At 59.3% G+C, this 21,466-nt stretch carries 17 protein-coding genes and 1 pseudogene; 8 read left to right on the top strand and 10 right to left on the bottom strand.

Annotation, left to right across the window (positions count from 1 at the left end):
- Nucleotides 1-202 precede the first annotated feature (202 nt).
- The 6 genes from P0652_RS12090 to P0652_RS12065 all read left to right on the top strand — a co-directional run bounded on the left by P0652_RS12090 (nt 203) and on the right by P0652_RS12065 (nt 12,906).
- A complete protein-coding gene (locus P0652_RS12090; protein ID WP_284179057.1) occupies nt 203-532 on the top strand; it encodes a plasmid mobilization protein in 330 nt (109 codons plus the stop codon).
- Nucleotides 529-5,220 carry an LPD7 domain-containing protein gene (locus tag P0652_RS12085; RefSeq protein WP_284179056.1) on the top strand — a complete coding sequence of 1,564 codons (4,692 nt, stop codon included), beginning with the start codon at nt 529-531 and terminating at the stop codon, nt 5,218-5,220. The genes P0652_RS12090 and P0652_RS12085 overlap by 4 nt, the downstream gene beginning before the upstream one ends.
- A 224-nt stretch (nt 5,221-5,444) precedes the next feature.
- A complete protein-coding gene (locus P0652_RS12080; protein ID WP_284179055.1) occupies nt 5,445-5,876 on the top strand; it encodes a hypothetical protein in 432 nt (143 codons plus the stop codon).
- Between the two features lie 130 nt (nt 5,877-6,006).
- Nucleotides 6,007-6,702, top strand: a complete 696-nt coding sequence (locus P0652_RS12075; RefSeq protein WP_284179054.1) for a hypothetical protein — start codon at nt 6,007-6,009, stop codon at nt 6,700-6,702.
- Between the two features lie 7 nt (nt 6,703-6,709).
- Nucleotides 6,710-7,837 carry an AAA family ATPase gene (locus P0652_RS12070; protein ID WP_284179053.1) on the top strand — a complete coding sequence of 376 codons (1,128 nt, stop codon included), beginning with the start codon at nt 6,710-6,712 and terminating at the stop codon, nt 7,835-7,837.
- 344 nt (nt 7,838-8,181) lie between these two features.
- Complete coding sequence (locus P0652_RS12065) at nt 8,182-12,906, top strand: NACHT domain-containing protein (protein ID WP_284179052.1); 4,725 nt, start codon at nt 8,182-8,184, stop codon at nt 12,904-12,906.
- A gap of 316 nt (nt 12,907-13,222) precedes the next feature.
- Here the strand turns inward: P0652_RS12065 and P0652_RS12060 are convergent, their stop codons facing one another.
- Entirely contained in the window at nt 13,223-13,627 is a 405-nt protein-coding gene (locus P0652_RS12060) for an RrF2 family transcriptional regulator (RefSeq protein WP_284179051.1), read from the bottom strand.
- Between the two features lie 82 nt (nt 13,628-13,709).
- Here P0652_RS12060 and ric point away from each other — a divergent pair, with 82 nt between their 5' ends.
- Complete coding sequence (gene ric / locus P0652_RS12055; RefSeq protein ID WP_284179050.1) at nt 13,710-14,375, top strand: iron-sulfur cluster repair di-iron protein; 666 nt, start codon at nt 13,710-13,712, stop codon at nt 14,373-14,375.
- Between the two features lie 3 nt (nt 14,376-14,378).
- Entirely contained in the window at nt 14,379-14,738 is a 360-nt protein-coding gene (locus tag P0652_RS12050; RefSeq protein ID WP_284179049.1) for a hypothetical protein, read from the top strand.
- Here the strand turns inward: P0652_RS12050 and P0652_RS12045 are convergent.
- The 9 genes and pseudogenes from P0652_RS12045 to narH all read right to left on the bottom strand — a co-directional run bounded on the left by P0652_RS12045 (nt 14,733) and on the right by narH (nt 21,460).
- Nucleotides 14,733-15,320: a DUF2478 domain-containing protein gene (locus P0652_RS12045; protein WP_284179048.1), complete on the bottom strand. Its 588-nt coding sequence runs from the start codon at nt 15,318-15,320 to the stop codon at nt 14,733-14,735. The two genes, P0652_RS12050 and P0652_RS12045, sit on opposite strands and share 6 nt — an antisense overlap.
- A 15-nt stretch (nt 15,321-15,335) precedes the next feature.
- A complete protein-coding gene (mog, locus tag P0652_RS12040; protein WP_284179047.1) occupies nt 15,336-15,878 on the bottom strand; it encodes a molybdopterin adenylyltransferase in 543 nt (180 codons plus the stop codon).
- A gap of 176 nt (nt 15,879-16,054) precedes the next feature.
- Nucleotides 16,055-16,636, bottom strand: a pseudogene (locus tag P0652_RS12035) (carbonic anhydrase); the annotation flags it as partial.
- Nucleotides 16,620-17,219: a hemerythrin domain-containing protein gene (locus tag P0652_RS12030; RefSeq protein WP_284179045.1), complete on the bottom strand. Its 600-nt coding sequence runs from the start codon at nt 17,217-17,219 to the stop codon at nt 16,620-16,622. The gene P0652_RS12030 and the pseudogene P0652_RS12035, both read right to left, overlap by 17 nt.
- The gene (locus P0652_RS12025; protein ID WP_284179044.1) at nt 17,200-17,556 is read right to left on the bottom strand and encodes a hypothetical protein; all 357 of its coding nucleotides are present in this window, start codon (nt 17,554-17,556) and stop codon (nt 17,200-17,202) included. Before P0652_RS12025 ends, P0652_RS12030 begins: the two co-directional genes overlap by 20 nt.
- A gap of 10 nt (nt 17,557-17,566) precedes the next feature.
- The gene (locus P0652_RS12020) at nt 17,567-18,424 is read right to left on the bottom strand and encodes a peptidylprolyl isomerase (RefSeq protein ID WP_284179043.1); all 858 of its coding nucleotides are present in this window, start codon (nt 18,422-18,424) and stop codon (nt 17,567-17,569) included.
- A 5-nt stretch (nt 18,425-18,429) separates the two neighbouring features.
- The gene (gene narI / locus P0652_RS12015; RefSeq protein WP_284179042.1) at nt 18,430-19,161 is read right to left on the bottom strand and encodes a respiratory nitrate reductase subunit gamma; all 732 of its coding nucleotides are present in this window, start codon (nt 19,159-19,161) and stop codon (nt 18,430-18,432) included.
- An 18-nt stretch (nt 19,162-19,179) separates the two neighbouring features.
- Nucleotides 19,180-19,932, bottom strand: a complete 753-nt coding sequence (gene narJ, locus P0652_RS12010; RefSeq protein ID WP_284179041.1) for a nitrate reductase molybdenum cofactor assembly chaperone — start codon at nt 19,930-19,932, stop codon at nt 19,180-19,182.
- Between the two features lies 1 nt (nt 19,933).
- The gene (gene narH / locus P0652_RS12005; protein ID WP_284179040.1) at nt 19,934-21,460 is read right to left on the bottom strand and encodes a nitrate reductase subunit beta; all 1,527 of its coding nucleotides are present in this window, start codon (nt 21,458-21,460) and stop codon (nt 19,934-19,936) included.
- Nucleotides 21,461-21,466: the final 6 nt, after the last annotated feature.

Here is a 21,466-nt window from a genome sequence, read left to right as displayed (position 1 = left end):
GTGAAGCGGGAATGCCGGTAGACGAAGGGCTGCGCTGGGATCCAGGTGCTATCCGTGCTTATGGTCGAGACTTGAAAAGTTCATAAGTAAACGATATTTACAGGATGGCATATGCTATACATATTCATGTATCTCATATGCGGACCTCGCTCGGCACTGACGTGTCTCGCGGGAGGTCCCCTGCCCTCCGGGGGTTTAAGCCATGGCACCAAGACGCGGCCGCCCGAGGCGCGGCGAGGAAGAAAATCGAAAGGCACAGGTCAACGTTCGCCTGACGACCGCAGAGCATGAGGACCTGCGCCAGGAAGCCGATAGCGCTGGTCTCTCGATCGGCGATTATGTCCGCCGTCGGGTTATCGGTCGCCCAGTGGCAGCCCATGTCGACCGAGCGATGATCAACGAACTCCGCCGGTTGGGCGGATTGCTCAAGCTGGTTCACGGCGAGAGCAAAGGTTCATACCGCGCCGAAACGCGGGACACGATTCTGGCGATCCAGGCAGCAATCACTCGGGTCGGGATAAGCGACCAATGATCGTCAAAAAGGTCCCTGACCCCAAGCACTCCGCTTCGGTTGCGGACCGGATCCGAGCTTTGACCAATTATATCGTGCGCCCGGAGTTAACCGACCCGGCAGAGAAGTGCCTCTATGCCGGCGCCCGCGGCTTTATCTGCGCGGATCTCCGTGACCAACAGAACGAAATGATCGGATTGGCGACCGCGCCGCGCCGCGCGTCCAATCCGATCATCCATTATGTCCTGAGCTGGCACGAGGACGAGGTGCCCACCTCGCAAGATATCGAAGAGGCGGTCGATCTGTTCCTCGGCCATCTCGGCTTGGCCGAATGTCAGGCCATCTACGGGTTGCACGTGGATACCTCCAACGCCCACCTGCATATCTGCGTGAACCGCGTAGATCCGGTGGAGGAAAAGCTCATCCGCATCAATGGTGGCTTCGACCTGGAAGCCGCGCACCAGGCTATCGCGATCATCGAGGAGCATCAGGGCTGGCGGCGGGAAATCAACGCGCGCTACGTCGCCTCTGGCCCCAATGTTTACCGTTCTGGCTGGGACGCCGAGCGACCCGAAATCAGCGCGGCGGCACGCGACAAAGAACTCCGGACGGGTGAGATCTCGGCCGAATTAAAGGCGCACCATGTCCTGAAGCTCGCCCTCGAAAGCGCGCCGAATTGGGCAGAGTTCCACAGCATCCTCGGGCGCGCCGGCATGGTCTATCGGAAGGAAGGCAACGGCGCGATCGTCATCATCGATGGCGTGCAGGTCAAGGCCTCAAAAGCTTTGCGGGCAGCATCCTGGAGCAAGCTCGTCAAGCATTTCGGCGCCTATGAGGAGGCGACAGTAGCGCCAAAAGCAGACCCATATTTCACCCCCTGGCTGGATGAGCGGCGGGAAGCGACCTGCTCCATCATCGGCAAAGGCGAGTCCAACCAATCGCTCGGCTGGCACAAGGTTGAAGGGTTCGAGGCGTATCGTATCGACGGCCGAACCTATTACAGCCGCCGGCGTGGGGGAGCCGTTTCCTTTGTCGATGAGGGCGAGCGCATTCGGGTCCTGGCTTCCCGCGACGAGGAGGCTGCGCGCGCAGCCCTGAAGCTCGCAGCTGCGAAATGGCCGCAGGGCGTAAGCGTTGAGGGCAGCGCAGATTTCAAGCGCTTGATGATCCGCCTGGCGGTGGAGGAAGGCATCACCATCGGCAATCCCGAGCTGCAAGCCGACATCAAGAGGGAACAGGCGATCCACCGCACGAAGACTGTCTTGTTCGCGCGGCAGCACGATCTCAAACGTGCCGTCGCCAAGATGGTTGAACCCCTGGGGGCAGAACGTTACGAAGTCTTGGTACCAGGTCGGACAAAGGCAGGCGAGAAGGCCCGGGACGCTCGCCAGGTTCTCGCCAGCCCTGATGGTCGCGGGTTTACGGCAAGCGCTTTGGCAGCTGCCATCCACGATGCGCTGGCACGCGGAGCAAAGCCACCGGATATCAATCTTGCCCCTCGCGTGATTGGGCGCGATTACCTTTGGGCCTTACTGAATGAGCCGGCAGATCCGAAGGAGCGCCCGAAACTACCCGGTCCTGCTCGGATTGCGTGGCACCTCCCGGAATGCAGCCCGCTCGCCATCGGGTCGGTCCGGCGTAGCAACCGCCTCGCGCTTGGTTGCCTGGCAGCAGAACTCGCCGAACCGGGTCTTCATGATAAAGGCAATCCGAGCTTGGCACTCTCTCGCCATGCGCTGCCGCTCGGATTCGTGAACCTCGAGCGCGCTCGAATTATCGCAGCTTCCGATCATGATAATTCAGCACTCGCTAACCGCCTCGCTGCGATTGCGAAGGACTGGGACAATGCCGAGGCGTCGCTGAGTGCGATCGCTCTCTCCTCGCGACATTGCTTGCGCCCTCCGCCGACCCCGGCGACTTCAAACTCGGGCATCCAGCAATCCGACCACGACAGCTACACGCGGCTCAGGGCTCTCGTGATCCAGGATTTTCCCAACGACCTCCGCGTTCACCCTTCGCGCATCGATGCGGCCATTGCTCTCCGTCTCCGGGCGATGGGGCGATCGCCCGACGAAATCCAGAACATCATGATGGCCAGCGCAGCGGACCATGGGCGTGACACCTATGTCACGCCAGCCATTTATGCCGGGCGTATCCGGGATTTTTGCTGGTCAACGGCTGCCGAGCAATGGCTTAAGGACCACCAACATCTTGTTGAGGGCTGGCAGGCGATCGCCGTCGGTGGCGCGATCAAGTGGCCAGAGCCGCAAGCCGAGCCCCACCTTGAAGACGCCACGATCCGGTCGGGTACCGATGCGAAAGTCCTGGCGGCCGTCGAACACGTCCGTCGTCGTAGGCTGACAGCCGCCCGCGCCCGTGGGCAATCTAAAGGCCCTGGCAAAAATGAACCTCTCGCCGGCGCGCCTGGCGCTTCGGAGCACACGCAAAACTCGCCTAACCCTGCTAAACTGAGGTTGGGCTCGTCAGCGAATGAGGATCGGGGATCCGAAAGCCGGTCTGAGCAACCTCAGATCGGAACAGCCGAGGACCAGCGCGCACCCCAAAAAGGCAATGGCGGCACCGCTCACGCGAGTGATTTCCGCGCGATTTTGCAGGCCGGAGCCGATGGGGTCGGCAGTGAGATCGAGCTCGGCGGTCCGCTGGATCAGCAACCAATAACGTCCGCAGCCAATACACTGACGAAATCCGGGGCCGAAGGTCCCCAGCTCACAAACGGGACGACCGAAAAGACAATTTCGACAGGACAGCACAGGGCCGAGGTCCGCTCAACCGAAAAACCCAATGCCAAGATCATCGAGACGAAATCGTCACCGCCAGCAGCGGCACCCGCTGCCGCAACCGGCACACCAATCCGAGAATATTCGACGCCGGGACCGGCGACTTCAGCAGCTTCGCCACCCCCCTCACCTCCTGCACCGACCGAAAGCAAAACAGGTGGCGCCGCAGGTGGCGCCGTTGGAAGCAAAGCAACAACCGAGAGCGCGCCGGTACGCGTGATCGGTCGCGAGCCCGTGCCCGCTATAGCGAAGCCAACAGAAAAGCCAGCCCCGGCTGGGCTCACCGCGCCAGCCAAGACCCAGGTGCCGAAGCCCACGGAGCGTACCACTGGCCCGTCCATTCCGCAGGCGACGGAACAACATAAAGATCCAGCATCCCGCGTGCTTGATCCGCACATGGCGAAGCGGCAAGGACCGGGAACGGACGGGTCGGTCCAGCCTAAGCCTGACCAAGACGTGGAGGCCGCCCCTGCCAAGCACGCGGAGGTCAATAGAGGTGTTCCATCTCCGCCTCCCGAATTGTCACGGGCGAGCGGTCCGGCCAGCGCGTCTAACGCCCGGTCAGCCGGAACAACCCCGCAGCCCGGTCCCGTTTCCCGGCAGAACCAAGAGACGACAAAGGCACCTGGCGTCGCAGAATCATCTTCGCCATCTTCGGTCGCGCCGAAGCCGGGAACACCAGCGCCAGCGCCGACACCGCCTCCTTCAGGTCTGCCAACGGTGACCCCGGCGACCAAGGCCTTGCCATCCGCTGGGCCTATGGCCGCAGCCAGTCAGAAAGAACGACCGCCTCTCGGCAATTCCACCCCAACGGATCCGCCATCCCAGGGCGCCACGCCGTCCAACGTTGGAGGGCAACCGCAGGAGCCGAGCCTCCGGGAACTCATGAAGGGTTTGCCGAGGGAAGTCCCGATTCTGCTCGAGGCATCTCACCGTCGTGGATTTGACCCTGGCGATGACCAGCCTGCCCAAGATCCGCTCGCACCCGTTAAGCGCCTCGTGATGTCGTTTCCCGATTGCCTCGTGCCGACGTCTCCGGGAAACGACGAAACCTTTGAGATCTCGCACAGCCTCGACGTGCAGAAGGCCGTGCAAACGGCCTTGGCGAAAGGTTCCGCGGAAGCTGAGAAGACAAAGGCGCTGATTGATAAATCCGTCCTGGCCATCAGCAGGCTCATCAAGCCGCGTTGGCAAGAACTCGCAAAGGGTAGTCAATGTGCACTTTATTCATCCGAACCCAACTCACCCTTGCGAGCGCTTGTGAGGCTCTGGCTGGATCACCGCCGCGCGCTGGATCAGGAGGATATCAGGAAGCGTCCGGATGACGCCTATCGGGCCCATTGGGTCTGTCATCGCGTCAGCAAAGACCTCGCTGATCTGCTACCCGACGGCCTTCTGAATCCGCTGTCCAACTGGCGAGGCATCCAAATGCGAGTCGGCATGACGATCATTGCCGAGCTGACCCTTACCGCGCGCAAGCTGAGCGCCAAGACCTACGCGGACGTATTGGCAGCAGCGCACCAAGAAGCGGGCCTGATCAGGGCTTCACAAGCCCCGAGCGCGGATGATCGAGCCGTTTTTCCACCCATCCTGCCCTCGGATCTTCGCCCCGATCAACGAAAAGCCCTTGTTTTGGCTGCCCGCCTCGACGCCCATAACCAACACACCCTGACAAACAAGCTTCTCGCGCGAGATCCCGTTTTGCGCGCCCTCCATGAATTTGCGCGCCAGGCGATAGAGACCACCCCGTCGGGTCCTGATCGTGAAAGCCTGGCCGTTGCGATCAAGGCGACACGGCAGGCAACGCTGGACCGCCCATTTGTCGAGGCCATCCTCCAGCCACTGGGCGCATCACCCAACCTGATCAACCGCGTTCTGGATCAAGCCTCAAATAAGGGGCGGCAACGGTAATCGAGCGGGTTGCCAGTCTCGCGTCTAACGCCCCCGGTCAAAGCTTTACCTCCAGAAGTTTATCCCCGTGAAAGGCGCGCCCCTTGGGGGCCCGGCTTTGCTGACCCGACCCATTTTTTCCTTCTTCTGATTTTTTGCCTCTGGGACACCTCAAATCCCCCGAAAGGCTCCCCCTCCCCCTATCAGAAAGGAATAGCCCGTGCCGCGCGCCCGGGCGCAGACCCATGCCGAAACCTCCAGAAAACTCTCAGAAAACTCCAGAAACCAGCCTCCAAGCCGTGCTCGACGCAGTAAGCATTCGATCCGCTTTCGCGATGGCTCTTCCGGACCGGATCGATCGGCTCCAGCTCATCGAAACGACGCTCGCAACGTGGCGCGACGATGCCGACGCAAAACTCGTCCAGGAGCTCCACAGCCGTCGAACAGAGACGCTCCTCGCCCTTGCCAGTTATGCCACGAGCGACGAGGGCGAGTTTCAGATCAAAGCGGCAGCCATCGGAGGCGATTTCGACCTTCCCGACGGCAAGATCACAGATCAGCATCTTGTCATCATCATGATCCTGACAGCGCTGAGCGCGGATGGCCGACAACACGGCATCGAACTCCAGGTCAGCAGAAAAACCTCTGCGAAAGACGAGGTCAAAAGGCCTCACTAGCCCGCGCGCCAGCGCGACCACCGGGGCCAGCGTGTGCAATCGAGCCACAGGCTAGGCCCCCTCCCCTCCCCAAAAAAACATCACGCTTTTCCATCGAAGAAAGGACCGGCACCAGCCGGATCGAGTAAACATGTCCAAATCATCCCCCAAGAAGGCGCCGTCTTGTCCCAGCTCATTGGAGAACGAGCTCGCGCCCCTTCGCTCGCGCAATCCTCTCGTCAATCCAGCCAAGGGCACGCATCGCGTGATCGTCTACGCAGCAGGTTCGCGAGGGCTCATCAACTTTGCACGCCCGCTCGGGATCCCGCTTTACAAGATCGGTGTGACGTCGAGCCAAGACCCACAACGCCGAGTGGAAGACTTGCGCCGCAAGGGCTATGCCGCGCTTTGGGGCCGTCAAGAACAGCCGCTGGACCAACTCGTCCGCATCCCACAAGGCCATGAATGGTGCCTGTCACCATTTCGCGCGGCTGACCTGGATGGGGCGCTGCCGTCCGGCGTTCACTTGGTCGATGGTCATCTCGAGATCGAGGTGCCGTTTGGCGTGACAGTCGAGGCCATTGACCGAGCGGTGCATGCCCTCCTCGCGCGTCGTTCCCTCGAGCAATTCCTCAAGAGCGACGAAGGACAGAAAAGACTGGTCCAGGCTGGCCTCGATCCGACAGGGCAGCTCCTTACTCGCTACACGCTGATGACGCGTATCGACCGGATTTCGGCTGTCGAAGAACTCTATCTCATTCGACCCCAGCGCGATCTCGGCAAACTTGTTCGCGGGCTCAGCCTTGCCCTCGCCCCCTTCATGGCGAAGGGCCGGGAACGAGTGTGAGGCAGACATGAAGATGACCTCGACAGATCGATCCGGCCTGGATCGAAACCCCTTCGACGACCCGCTCGAGCTCGAACCCGATTTTCTGGCTGCTTCGGTAGAGATCCAGCCATCAGATCACGGTTCATCGTCGTTCCCGAAACAGGAAAACCCGCCGCAATGGCGGGTTTTTACGCCCGCCGAGGCTGCGGCACTTCTCGATGAAGCCGAAACAGAGGCAGATTTCGGCAAAGGGGCGTTCCGGGCCGATTGGATCCGTCGGATGGCAGAGGATCCACGCGATGGGCAACGGGACCTGCTTCGCCCGCATCAAGCGCAGATCGATGCGGTCGATGCCCTCAGCTCGTCTGCTCCACACTTTCAGCAATTCTTCGACATCGTGCGTCCTGCGCTCGGTGCTGCCTTGCGGACGGGGCGTCCCTTTTCTCTGCAACCCATTCTGTTGGTGGGCGAACCAGGTGTGGGGAAGACCCATGTCGCGCGTGAATTTGCCCGCGCGATTGGTCTCCCCTTCCAATCCTATTCGATGCCGAACCAACTCGGGGCAGGTCTACTGACTGGAAGGGACATGTCGTGGAAGACACCGGCCATAGGCATTGTGGCGAAGACGTTGATTGCCGGCGGCGTTGCCTCGCCAGTCTTCCTCCTCGACGAAATCGACAAGACGCCGGGCCGCGGCTCGGAATATGGCGATCCCCTCGGGCCACTTCATGATCTGCTCGAGCCTTCGAGTGCTCAACGCGTGGAGGATGATTGTCTCAAACTCCATTTTGACGCGCGCCACGTCATCTGGATGGCGACCGCAAACGACCTCGGGTCTCTCCCGCCGTCCCTCCTCGATCGGTTCCTCATCCTTGAAGTTCAGCGACCGAGCCAATCGCAGATGCAGATCGTTCTCGAGCATCTCTACCGCGAGGTAATCCTAGACTGGGGCGACTGGTTTGAACCGTCGCTTTCGCCGGAAGCCCGAGAGGGGCTTCGTGCCGCACATCCCCGTAAGGCGCGCCGCATCCTTGCGCAAGCTCTCATCATTGCAGCACATCACAATCGCCACAAACTTGACCGGGTTGACATCGCGCAAGCTGCTGAGATCTTCGAGCAGTCTCCAGCCTCTTCGCGAATGGGGTTCGTTTAGGCTGGTTTGGGGCCGGGAACGGAATGACGGGTTTCTGGAGCAAAATTGCTCCATGCAGACATCGCGCTCTATGAACGCTGTCGTAGCTACTGAGCCGTTACGGATATGGCTCGGCTTGGACTGCCAGTTGCAAGCGCCTTGCCCCGCTTAAGTGCGCCAGCAAGGGGCGTCCAAGTCGCCTCATGGGGCTCAGTTTACCTCGGGCATCGCCCCCTGTGGTGTCGAGTCCCGCAGCGGCCACCAAAACGACGCTGCTGGCTGTGGGTTGCTAACGGCAGTTTCTTGAACAGCAGCGATTAATCGTCCAGCTTGTTCAATCTACAGTGCGATGAAACGAGGCCTCAGTGTACGCGGGTGGCATTGCCGACAAGTTGGGCAATAGATACGAGGCCAAATGGCTCGTGCTTCAGTTCTTGGAGGTCCTTGGCGGCAAAGCCGACTCCATAAAGTTCGAAGGCATCGATGCCGCTTTCCAGGGATTTGAGTTTTCACTGGTACGCCATGGCACTACAGAATGGCATCAAACCAAGATAAATAGTCCGAACGGAAACTGGACAGTTCGCGCACTGGAGAAGGAGGGCGTTCTTTCTGCGTTCAAGCGCCGGTTATCGGCAAACGCGCGTGATCTTTGTGTATTTGTCTCACAGCATCCTGCAAAAGATATTGATGATCTTTCGAAGAAAGCTTCAATTGCCAAAGACTGTGACGAGTATCGGAAATCACTTGGTAAAGAGGCAAATGATGTTTTTGATCAGCTGAAAAAGATATGGTCTGTTGATGATGTCACCGTCTACGATTGGCTCAAACGCTCTCGTTTTCGGATAGAAAGTGAACCGTCGATCGAAGGCATTTCAGATACGTATTGTGACTTCTATTTTGAGCACACGGCCAAGAACGGCTTTGCGTCATTGCGAGATTTCTTAGAAAAACGTCTCAACACCGAGTTCACTACAGATATTGCGCGGGCAGAAATTCGGTCCGAGGGAAAGCTCAAGCTGAAGGACTATGCGCTTGATGCCACGCTTCCTCAGCGAATGCGTGACGCTACCGCCGCATACCTCGATACCTACATTCCCTTCGGTGCGGGGAAGGAGGTCATTCCGAGGCAAGAGGCCGAGCAATTGGCGGCAAAATGCCTCGACTCCAATGGCCCCACTGTTCTTTTGCTTACCGGAGTCGCAGGGGCAGGCAAGTCAGGGGTTATTCGAGAGCTAATTGCAAGACTGTCGTCAGCTTCAGCGCCGCATCTGGCGTTTCGAGTCGATCATCATCTGGACTGCAAGAGCCCGCAGTCGTTCGGGAAAGCAATTACAAATCGCGAAGAAAGCCCAGTTGCCACGCTGAAGGGTACGTCTGCCGATCGAAGATCGGTGCTCATTGTTGATCAGGTCGATGCTGTTAGCGAGATTTCCGGACGAAATGGCGCGACTAAGCAAGCCGTCCTCAGACTGGTGGATGACGCGCGCAATTTCGGCAACATTGTAATAGTCATTTGTTGCCGTACATTTGATCTTGAAAATGACGAACGACTTAAAGCTCTTAGAGAGTCGCTTGGCGTCGAACATGTAGATGTCCAACTGCTCGATTGGGAGGCGACGGTTAAACCTCTCTTGAAATCAAAGGCGATTGCAACCGATAATTTCTCAGCACGTCAAATTGAGCTTCTTCGTCTGCCTTTGAATTTGGCGCTCTTCATTGAGACATATGATCCTCTATCGCCATTCTTTACATCACGTAGTGAATTGTTTCGACGGCTCCTTGAAAAGAAGCGCATTTCGATTGAAGCTGACAAAAGTATTACGTGGGGATTAATTCATCCCATATCACGAATCGCAGAGTGGATGAGCGATCAACAACGACTGGACGCGCCTGAAACTATCGTTTCAACTTTTTCTCGAGCATTGAACATATTGCCGTCAGAAGGATTGATTGTTCGATCGAAGGGAAACATCAATTTCTTCCATGAGAGTTTCTTTGATTATATCTACGCTCTAACGTTTTCAGAGCGTGATCTATCTTTGGAGGCATTGCTTCTTCAAACTGAGCAACACCTCTTTCGAAGAACACAAGTCCGGCAAATCCTCGAAAATCTGCGGCAATCCGATCCTATCCGGTATCTCCGAGAGTTGCGCTCCGTCTTCGGCAATACGAAGGTGCGCTATCACATCCAGGTCGCCGTAGCGCAATGGCTCGGATCACAGGTCGACCCTTGGCCAGAAGAACGCGACATTCTGCTTTCGATCGATACGTCAATCGGATCGTTCCCGGCTTTGCTCAGATTGGCATTCTTCACGTCACCTGGCTGGTTCGACAGGCTACACACGGACGGTTGGGTTGATGAGCAGATATCGGGCGGTAACGCCGAAAGAGCGGAGGCGGTTCTTTGGTGGCTTTCTAACATTGCCGCCAGCCGGCCCTCTGAGATCGCCGCGCTGCTTGCAAAGTGGTGGGGCAGTGACAAGGAGCGGGGCGCGCGACTCCTAAACTGGTTCGGCCTCGTCAAACGCCAGAAGCCGGACGACGCTCTTGTCGACTTGTGCGCTGAGGTCACCCGTTCAAATCCGCCGGGAATGTTCGAAGGACGTGGCCATACCAGTCGCGATCTCTTGCTCCACACATGGGCTGGCGATAACCCGCGCGGCGCTGAGAAAGTCCTCAAAGCCTACTTCGACGCTTGGTTTGATGCGCATCCCGGCCAGCATCCGTTCGAAAGGGACGAGTTTCGCGATTTAGACGCGCATTCAATGGGGGAACTCGCGAAGAAGGCTCCCCAGGTCTTTGTCCAAGGCACGATCGAAGCCTTTGTCCGATCAGTGCAAATGATCCAGCAGGCGAACTCCAACGGCACCAACGACTACTCTTTTGGCATCAGGATCGCGTCGGGGCACCATTTTGGGGCAGATGCCTTTTTAAACATGTTCCGTAGTGCTTTGGGCGAGGTGGCAGCTAAAGTCCCTGATGATGCCGCAGCAGCATTGAGAAAAATTGATCCTTCAATACACCCGGTGAACGCACACCTTTGGCTGGAGACGATCGGCAGAAATGGCGAAGCACTCAAGGCGCTCTTTGTCGAGATACTGAACTGCAAGCACGTATTTGACGCAGGGTGGCAGGGCGCAGACTGGCAGTCATTTGCAACGGCCGCCAAAGCGGTATTGCCGCATTTGACCGCCGAGGAAGTGGCCAAGTTCGACGATCTAATCGCTAGCCACAAACCTGAATTGGATTTCGCATCGCGTCTCTTGCAGAAGATTTCCACGGACGGCGAGGAGCCGCCTTGGCGCAGACGATCTTCGATTTCATACTATCTCAAACGGTCAGGTCACGACATTTGGTGTATTCTTGAGTCAATTGGCGGGGAAGCACTCTCGGCGACCTCTAGGGTGAGGCTGGAGGAACTTCGTCGCAAATTTGGGGCTGAGAAAATCCCCGAACCGGATCACGCAGCAGCCCATCGGGTTCAATCGCCGATCAAGCGCGAGAGTGCGGCGCGCATGACCGATGAACAGTGGCTGTCAGCGATCAAGAAATATGACAGCGACGAGCATCGCCGATATGGGCGCACATTTGTGGAGGGTGGCGCTCGGCAACTGGCCACAGAACTTCAACACTTGGCGAAAGAGCAGCCGAGCCGATTTGCTGCCTTCTCGGAAAAAATTCCCCTGGACGCGCCTTATGCCTATCTGAACCACCTGCTGTGGGGTTTGGCTGAGGCGGAGCAGATCGCGATCGAAGATGTGAAGCGAGCAATCCTTGCGGCGCATCGGAGGCCCGACCGTGCATATGGCAGCGATATTGCTCGATTGATTGAGAAAAAGCCAGAAGTTGCGCGCGATACGGAGGTCTTTGATGTCCTTGCTTGGTACATAGAAAATGGCCACGCCGATGAACGTGACGACGTTGACCAATCCAACACCGAGCGTGAGATCACATCTGTTGAAGATCTGATTAGCCAAGGACGCCTTCATATTCGCGGCGTAAACGGTGCACGCGGAGCAGCGGCGGAGGCGCTGGGACAAGTGCTCTGGCACGTCCCCGAAGCCAATGAACGAGCGTGGCAAATTCTTGAACGTCGATCTGCGAATGAAGCTCTTGTTAGCGTAAGGTGCTGCTTAGTTCGCGCAGCATTACCGCTTTACAACTCTGACAAGGCACGATGTGCGAAGCTAATTAATGAGATTGCGCATCGGCCCGGATCAGCAACAACACCTACCTTGTTGCAGAAGGTGTGGTTGGAGGCCGCGTTTCCATCAAATGATCTTCCATCGATAGCAAAGATATTCTCGATAAAGACCGCATACTTGGCCGAAAGAGCTTTGCGCCTGAGAGCGGCCCACTTAGAAGAAAACGCGAACGCGTACTGGTTGGCACCCCTTGTAACACATCATGGAGTAATGTTGTTACCTTACATTATTCGTTGGGAGCCGTCTGTCGGAAAATTCATCATCTGTCGCATGATCGTCGAGGGCGACGACAACACGCGAATGGTCGCCGCTTGGCTCGTGTTCTGGCAGAGCTTCCATAGCGAAGAGTTTATCCGCTTGGCAGACGCACTGGCGCTAGACGGCGTTGTATACCGCCGGATTCTAGCCGATGTTGCCTCTCGCGCGATTGAAGGGGCTGAGTTTCGGCATCGAGCCGAAGCAGTCTTACGACGCTGCTTCAACGACGAGGACAAGCAAGTTAGGGGGCAAGCTGCTGACGTCTTTAGGAGGGCCAAGCCTAATGAGTTTGACCGTTATCGCAACTTGGCATCCCAATTTATTCGTTCCGGCGCATTCGAAAGCGGGTCGTATGCCTTCTTTCATGCGCTTGAGGAAGCAGAGTCGAAGGTCGTCGACCTTGTCGTACAAGCGACCGAAATACTGATCGATGACATAGAAAAGAACAGGAATGTCGCTGGTCGAAGATCAATGGACCTTCATGAGATTGTTGACATCATCAAGAAGGAGTACACGGCATCCGAAAACGATCCAATTGTTCGGGGAAAGCTGCTCGACTTGATAGATCGAATGATGAGAATGGAACTCTACGGTGTTGACTCCATCGTGAATCCTCACGAACGGTGATCTCAATTTGATTAGAGCGACAGGTCCTACGCTGCCCTCTTCAGGTCAGGCGCTTTCGACCACTTGCGCAGCGAAATCAAACTCGCAGGGTCGTTTCGGCCACGGTGAAAGTCACATTCCGTGCCTCCTGCCAGACAATGACCACAGCCGCATAGGAACTTTGTGAAGAAGAGCTGACATGCATTCGCATCGGCTAATCTGCATGATTCTGAGCCGCCCCCAGTTTGTCGAAGGCTGATAAAGGGTCAGAAATGTCTGCTTTCGGCGTCTACGCACCTCACCTTGAGTGTCCAAAATGGGGGCGCATTCCAGCCCTTCATTGCGGATACCGGCAATCGGCCAGCGTTGACTGGTTGAGATCATCGATGAAGGCGCGCTCCGCGCGGGCAAGGCGTGCCTTGAGGCGGCAATGCGGAAGGAGGCGGCACGTTCCGCCATCGGCCTCGAAACATTCGACAAGGGCATGACGCCCCTCGAGGGCGGCCACGACATCGCCGAGGCGGATTTCATGCGCCGGCCTCGCAAGCCGGAAGCCGCCAGCGGCACCGCGCTGTGTTACCAGAAACCCATGGCGTGCCAATTCCCGCACCACTTTCGTCAGGTGATCGCGCGACAACGCGAATTCAGTCGCAATCTCGTCTACCGTGTAGAGACGGTTTTCCCCGCCGGCCAGTTTCATGAGGGCGCGCAGCCCGAAATCTGTGAAGCTCGTCAATCGCACGCATGGTTCTCCAAAAGAGGTATTTACAATGCCGCTTTGGCTGCCGTAAATAGGCATTGTAAATACCGAATTGGAGATCGCCATGGAACTGAACCAAGCCATCCATCCCGACATGCATGTCGGTGAGCTTGCCGCCGCTCTCGCGGGAGCCACGGCCATCTTCAGGAAGCACAAGATTGATTTCTGCTGTGGTGGCAATGTCCCGATCGGCGAAGCCCTGGCGAAGAAGAACCTTGATGCAGGCCTTGTCCTCGGGGAATTGCAGGCTCTTGCGGCCAAGCCACCGGAAGCCCCCTCCGAGACCATGGCGCTGATCGAGCACATTATCCGGCGCTATCACGATGTGCATCGCGCCGAGTTGCCCGAACTGGTCAAGCTGGCGAAACGCGTCGAGGCCGTCCACCGCGATCATACGGATGTTCCGGCAGGGCTGGCGGATATCCTGGAGACAGCCCTTGAAGATCTGGGCGACCATATGGAGAAAGAGGAACTGATCCTGTTCCCGGCGATGCGTGGCGGCATGATCGGGATGGTCGATGGTCCGATTTCGGCCATGCGCGAAGACCATGACGACCACGCGCTGACGATCCGCGCCTTGCAGGAGATCACCCATGGCTACCAGCCGCCTGCGGGGGCATGCCGGTCTTGGCAGGCGCTTTACCAAGGCGTCGACAAACTCGTCACGGATCTGACGGAACATATGCACCTTGAGAACAACGTTCTGTTCCCTCGCTTTGAAAGCCGGTGAGCGATGCCGCGCCCATCGATCCGCGCGGCTACCCATGATCCGACCGTTGACGGCCTGATCCGCATTCTCGCCGGTATCAAGTTCGACTGCGATTGCAGGGAGCAGCTCGATACAGCCTTGGCGCGCTATTCGAAATTCTCGGATCTTCGCCGTCGAAAACTGGCCTTGTCGGGCGCGCGCGAGCGCGCCCTTCGCCTTTCAGGACTTCTGGACCTCCTGAAGGATCTGGACGAGCTTCCGGCTTCCGAGCCGGATCACTCGGTCTTCGCCGACATGGCTGATCTCTTCCGGGATGCGGCGACAGCAGCGTCCGAGGCAGAGACGCTGCTTCGATCGATTGCCGGCGATGTTGATCGCCTATAGACCGGAACCGCGAGGTTCCCCGCCGGAGCCGGCCGCTGCTGCCGGACCATAGCCCAGGACCGCGAGGAGGCCCGCAACGGTCTCGGCTTCGCCTTCGAGGGCGATCTCCTGACCCATGCCACCGGCAAAGGCGCGCCAACTCTCGATATTCCGCCAGGGAACCGCGATAACGAGGGGGATGCCCGATCCAATCACGGTGCTGATCAGCGGGCGGAAGCCACCGCCCTCGGATTCGGATTTGCCGAATTTGTTGAGGATCACGAGTTCTGGCTCCTGAGAGAGCGAATCCTCGACCATCAGCGAGGCTGTCAGCAACTGGCTGACATCGAGCATGCATCCCCGGGCTTCAGGGCCACGATCCTGGGAGATCGCGACATGGCGGCCGCTCCCGAGATCTTCAAGGACCATGTCGCAACGAGACCGTCCGGGCCGGGGCGCATTGTGCTGCACCAATCCGGCAAGGTTGACATCTTGTTCGAGCAGCACCATCGCAAGCTGCGTCAGCACCCGATCAGCCCCCGCAGCGTCGGTGTAGACAAGGGCTAGAAGTGCGGGGTCCTGGCTCTCGTGGAATCGCGACATGGTTGGCACTCCTGTTCAGGGGTTCTGGGAAGGACGAAAGGCCTGCAACCGTTCAGGGCGCGTTTCGAGACGCGCGGCACCGATCAGGTCGAGGCAGTAGGGAATGGCGGAAAAGACGGCATCAAGGCAGGTTGCGATGGCCGAGGGCTTGCCCGGCAGGGAGACAATGAGGCAGCGCCCCCGCAATCCGGCCTCCTGGCGCGACAGGATGGCGGTCGGAACCTCGCGAAGGCTGGCGCGGCGCATTTCTTCGCCAAACCCTGGCAGAAGGCGTCCGACGACCCGGGCCAAAGCTTCGGGCGTCACATCCCGCGGCGCCGGGCCTGTTCCACCCGACATCAACACGAGATCGCAATGGGCCTTGTCGACAAGATCGATCAGGGTTTCGGCAATGGCCTCGATTTCATCGGGAACGAGGCGATAATCGCCCTGCCATTCGCTGGTCAGCACATCGTCGAGATAGGCCTCGATGGCTGGCCCGGAAGCATCACGATACTTGCCTGCATGGGCGCGATCCGACGCGACGACAATCCCGATCCGGGCGGCAGGAGCTTTCATGAGCGGGGTCCTTCCAACCGCGCATCGCAGCAACAATCCGCGCCATGCTCGCCGGGCAACGCCTCGAACGCGGACAAAGCGTGCCTGCGCATGCCGCTGACAGGTTCGACATTCATGGTGACGCGGTGGTCGATCGAGGGGAGCTGATCGCGCTCTTCAACAGAAGAAAGATGGGGCCCAAGATCCCGCAGCAGCCCGTCATGGATGCCGTAGATCCAGCCGTGAAGATACAGTTCCTGCCCGCGCCGCCATGCATTTTCCACGAGCGGCGTGGCTGCGAGCCGCCGGACCTGCATCTCGATATTGATTTCACAGAGCCGGTCGAGTCGGTCCTCCGGCCTGAGGATCCGGTCAAAATGCGCCCGGTGCTTCCGGTAGAGCATGGTCAAAGGCTGGAGCCAGTGATCGAGCATCGCTCCGCGCTCCTCGGCGATGGCACGATAAACCCCACCACAGCCATAATGGCCGCAGACGATGACATGGCGAACGCGCAGGGTGTCGATCGCGAATTCCAGCACCGAGAGGATGTTGAGATCGCTCGTATGAACGATATTCGCGATGTTGCGGTGGACGAAAACCGCACCGGGATCGAGTCCCAGCACATCATTGGCTGTCACCCGGCTGTCCGAGCAGCCGATCCAAAGGTAATCGGGCGTCTGCTGTTCGGCCATGCGTCGGAAATAGTCCGGATCGAGCCGGGTTTTCTCGTTGGCCCAGGTGACATTCCGGTCGAATAGATGATCAAGCGTCTGTGACATGAAATGCCTCCCGACGGGCTTTCATGGCCGCGCTGAGCCCGTGCAATTCGGCCTTCCTGAGCCGGACGCCGGCAATGGCGAGCACCACGGCATTCTCGACCGCGAGGTGCCGGGCCTCCGTGGCGGTATAGGTCAAGATCAGGCCACAAAGCCGCCGTTCGAGCGGAACGGGATCATGATCAGCGTCCAGGATGACCGAAAGCCCATGATCGATCGTGCGGACCAATGCCTCGTTCATGGCGTGGTCCTGGCTCAATCGGGTCAGGACCTCGGCAAGGCCATCTTCCGGCAGGGCATGGCGGCGCAGGATCGGGAACAGATCCTCCTCTTCGTCAGCCCAGTGGAGGGGAAGCTCCGACGCGAGAAACAGATGCAATCGCGCGGCCTGATCCCGGGGGATCTCAGCAAGCGTCGCGGCATAGCGCAAGCCCGCGAGGTAGCTCCGGTGGCGGTGATGCTCCGCCATGAGATAATCAAGCGGCCGCTCCAGAAGCGCAGCCGGCAGCGGCGGCGGCAAAGGGCCGGGCGGCCGCGGCTTCGGCGATGCCGCTTTCGACGGGTTACTAGCGCGGGGCCTGGCCATGGTGATGATCCTCCCCACAGGAACATGCGGGTTGAAGGCCCTGTGGTGGGTTTCGCTCCTCGCTGTCGCGCTTCAGCGCCCAATGGAGAACAAAGGTAAGGAAGGCCTCAGCAGGGCGCTCGCCCCGTTCGAGCTTGCCCATGACGGCGAGCCAATCCTCATCATTGGCAAGGCGCGCGAACCGGCGCACCGCACCGACGACATAGTCCCCTCGCGTTTCCTCGAACAGGGCAGCTTCGGCTTCAATCGCCGTCAACAGAACCAGATCGCCAAGGCCGATCAGGGCCTCCTCGGCGAGCCTGTCGTCTGTCAGATTGCGCAGAATATGACTGAGCATCATGGGCGCCTCACTGGACAAGGGGAGTGGAGGAGACGTCCATCGTGACGCCCTCGATTGAGGCGAGGCTCGCCAGTTGCTGGAGGTAGTGCCGGGCGGCGATGGCCTGGGCACGCTCCCGGAGGAAAAGCGCGATGCGGTCCCTCACCTTTTCAAAAGGCAGGTCCCTCCCCTCGATCCGTCGATGCACGGTCACGATGTGAAAGCCGTAGCGGGACTCCACAATCGAGAAGCGATCCGGCCCGACCGGCAGTTGCGGCAGCATGATTTCAAATTCCGGGACGGTCTGGCCGGATGAAATCTGCCCGAGATTGCCGCCCATCACCCGGGATGGACAATCCGAATGGGCCTCGGCCAGGCTTGCAAAGAGCGCAGGTGTTGCTTCGACCTCGCGGAGGATCGCTTCCGCGCGCTCCCTGGCGGCTTGCAAGGCCACCGGCCCGCTCTCACGCACGCCAATCAGGATATGGGCAACTTCATAGAGATCCGGTGTGCAGAAGGCTTTGCGGTTATTGGCGTAATAGCGTTGCAATTCCTCCTCCCCGGGGACCGGTGAGGAGACTTCCTGTTCAAACAAGGCACGGATCCGCGCTTCCTCGTCTGTCTCGCGGCGCCCTTCGCCATCGCTCAGGGGATCGGCGATGATTTTGAGCCGGGCCGCTTCCTGAAGGAGCAATTCCCGGATGACGAGAGCACGGGCGGCCGCCTGCCAGGCTTCGATTGGCTTGGCGGCCGGGTGGTTCTGGGTTTCCCGCGCAATCGCCTCGCGCGGGATGGTGATACCATTGACCGTGACGGTGCGCGGCTTGGCGGAAACATTCGGGTTCACAGTGCAGCCGGCTTTGGGGGCGTCGAGAACAACACTCATGGCCGTTACTCCGCCGGCCGGTGCGTCGGGCGCTGGGCATCAGAGCCGGCCAGCGGGCGCCGGGTCCGAACGACCTGATAGCCCTTCCGGCCGAGATACCAGACCGGCGCCGACCAGATATGGACCAGCCGGGAGAAGGGGAAGAGCAGGAAGATCGTCATCCCGAGAACCAGATGGGCCAGATAGGGCCAGTCGAGTCCCTGCAATGTCTTCGCATCAACCGGCTGCACCGTCAGGATGCCTTGCGCCCAGTGCGAAAGCTGGATCATCACCGAACCATCGGAATGGGCGAGCGAGAACGGCAGGGTGATCAAGCCGAGGCAGAGCTGGACCCACAGGATCGTCAGGATCGAAAGGTCCATATAGGTCGAGGTCTGGCGGATCCGGGCGTCGAACAACCGCCGGTGCAGCAAGAGGCTGAGCCCGACGAAGCACACCGTCCCGGCAATGCCGCCCGCGACAATCGCGACAAGCTGCTTTTCCGCCGGTGTGAGGAAGATCGAATAGATCGCCTTGGGCGTCAGAAGTCCGACGGTATGGCCAAGGAACAGGAACAGAATGCCGAAATGAAAGAGGTTCGACCCCCAGCTCAGCTGCTTCTTGCGCAGGATCTGGCTGGAATGCGCCTTCCAGGTGTATTGCTCGCGATCAAACCGGATGATGGATCCGAAAATGAAGGACGAAAGGCAGACATAGGGATACCAGACGAAGAGGATGTGAAAGATGGTGTCGCGCATGGAACTCTCCCTCAGGGGTCAGCGGCGGAGCGCGGTTGACGTGGTGACGGCGGGCCGGAGGCTGGCCGGATCGGGGGTGGCAAGGCCGGGCGCCGGGCGCCGGGCCTGGCGCAGCTTCGAGGCGAGGCTGTCATGCCCGCAGCCATCAGAACCGGCTGCCGGCCCAAAACGGACTTCCTCTTCCTCCCAGGCGGCATCGAGGGCCTCGAGATCATCCGGCTCGGGATCCGGCTCGGCGAGCAGGCGTTCGAGCATCGCGGCATCCGGTTTCACGCGGGCAAGTGCCAACAACGCATCGAAGACCGGGAGATAGATCGCCCCGCGCTTGGCAAGGCGTTCCCGGAGCGCGGCCATCACCTGAAGCGGCTGCTGGATCAGATCCCGCGCTTCTTCCGGCTGACGGGTCGAAGCAAACTCTAGGAAAAGCGGCAGGAAATCCGGCAGTTCCTTGGTGGTTGGCGTGAAGCCGCCATCCTCGTAGAGCTTGATCAGGTCCACCATCGCCTGGCCACGATCCCGGCTTTCGCCATGGACATGCTCGAACAGGTGCAGCGAGAGCGAGCGGGTCCGGTCGAAAAGCAGGATGTAGCGTTCCTGCGCCTCGATCGGGTCGCTGGCGGCGAGCGTGTTGATCAGGCCGGCCAGCGCCTTGCGCTCCGATGCCGGCAGCCATGCCTCCCGTTCGAGAACCGGAACGAATTCCGGCAGGGCGGCGAGGAGATCAGCATCGGGATAGGTCAGCAGGGCTGAGAGAATACGTAGCGTTTTCATCTCAATAGGCCCCCACCTTCGGCTTATCGTTCTTCAGCTTGATGCCGCCGAAAAGGTTGGTGCTGCTGTCGGAAGGCAGGCAGCCATCGCCGAACGAAAAGCCGCATTGACCGCGCAACTCGTAGGCATCCTCGGTCACCTCGCGATGCGTGGTCGGGATGACGAAACGATCCTCGTAATTGGCAATCGCCATCACGTGGTACATCGCCTCGATCTGCTCGCCGGTGAGGCCCACGCGGGCAGCGACGGCCTCATCGATCACGCCGTCCACCGTCTTGGCCCGCATATAGGCCCGCATGGCCAACATGCGTTCGAGCCCGAGAGCCACCGGCTTCTCATCCCCGGCCGTCAGCAGATTGGCGAGATATTTCAGCGGAATGCGGAGCGATTTCACATCCGGCATGCCGCGATCGATGCCCATCTTCCCGGCCTCTGCCGCCGCCGTGATCGGCGAAAGCGGCGGGACATACCAGACCATCGGCAGGGTCCGGTATTCCGGGTGGAGCGGAAAAGCGACCTTCCATTCCATCGCCATCTTCCAGATCGGTGATTGCCGGGCTGCTTCGAGCCAGTTGTCTGAGATCCCGTCACGGCGTGCCTGCTCAATGACGGCAGGATCATTGGGGTTGAGGAAGATCCGCATCTGCGCTTCATAGAGATCGGTTTCGTTGGCTGCGCTGGCGGCTTCCTCGATCCGGTCGGCGTCATAGAGCATCACGCCGAGATAGCGGATGCGGCCGACGCAGGTTTCCGAACAGACCGTCGGCTGGCCCGCCTCGATGCGCGGATAGCAGAAGATGCACTTCTCGCTCTTTCCGCTCGACCAGTTGAAATAGATCTTCTTGTAGGGGCAGCCCGAGACGCACATGCGCCAGCCGCGGCACTTGTCCTGATCGATCAGGACGATGCCATCCTCCTCGCGCTTGTAGATCGCTCCGGACGGGCATGAAGCAACGCAGGCCGGATTGAGGCAATGCTCGCAGAGCCGCGGCAGATACATCATGAAGGTATTTTCGAACTGGCCGTACATCTCCTTCTGCAAGCCTTCGAAATTCACGTCGGCCGAGCGCTTGGCGAACTCACCGCCGAGGATTTCCTCCCAGTTCGGACCCCAGTTGATCTTCTCCATCCGCTCGCCGGTGATCAGCGAACGCGGCCTTGCGGTCGGAAAGGCTTCGAGTTCGGGCGCCTTCTGGAGGTGCTCGTAGTCGAAGGTGAAGGGCTCGTAGTAATCATCGATTTCCGGCAAGTCCGGATTGGCGAAGATATTCGCCAGGATCCGCCATTTACCCCCGATGCGCGGCTCGATCTTGCCGTTGCGCTTGCGGGTCCAGCCACCCTTCCAGCGCTTCTGGTTTTCCCAATCCTTGGGGTAGCCGATACCAGGCTTGGTCTCGACATTGTTGAACCACGCGTATTCCATGCCTTCGCGGTTGGTCCACACGTTCTTGCATGTCACCGAACAGGTGTGACAGCCAATGCACTTGTCGAGGTTGAGCACCATCGCGATCTGTGCGCGGATTTTCATGGCCGT

It is taken from the genome of Rhabdaerophilum sp. SD176, from assembly GCF_030143245.1.
GTDB lineage: Bacteria > Pseudomonadota > Alphaproteobacteria > Rhizobiales > Beijerinckiaceae > Rhabdaerophilum.
The sequence above is the reverse complement of the archived record's forward strand: the minus strand, read 5'-3'. Positions and strand labels throughout refer to the sequence as shown.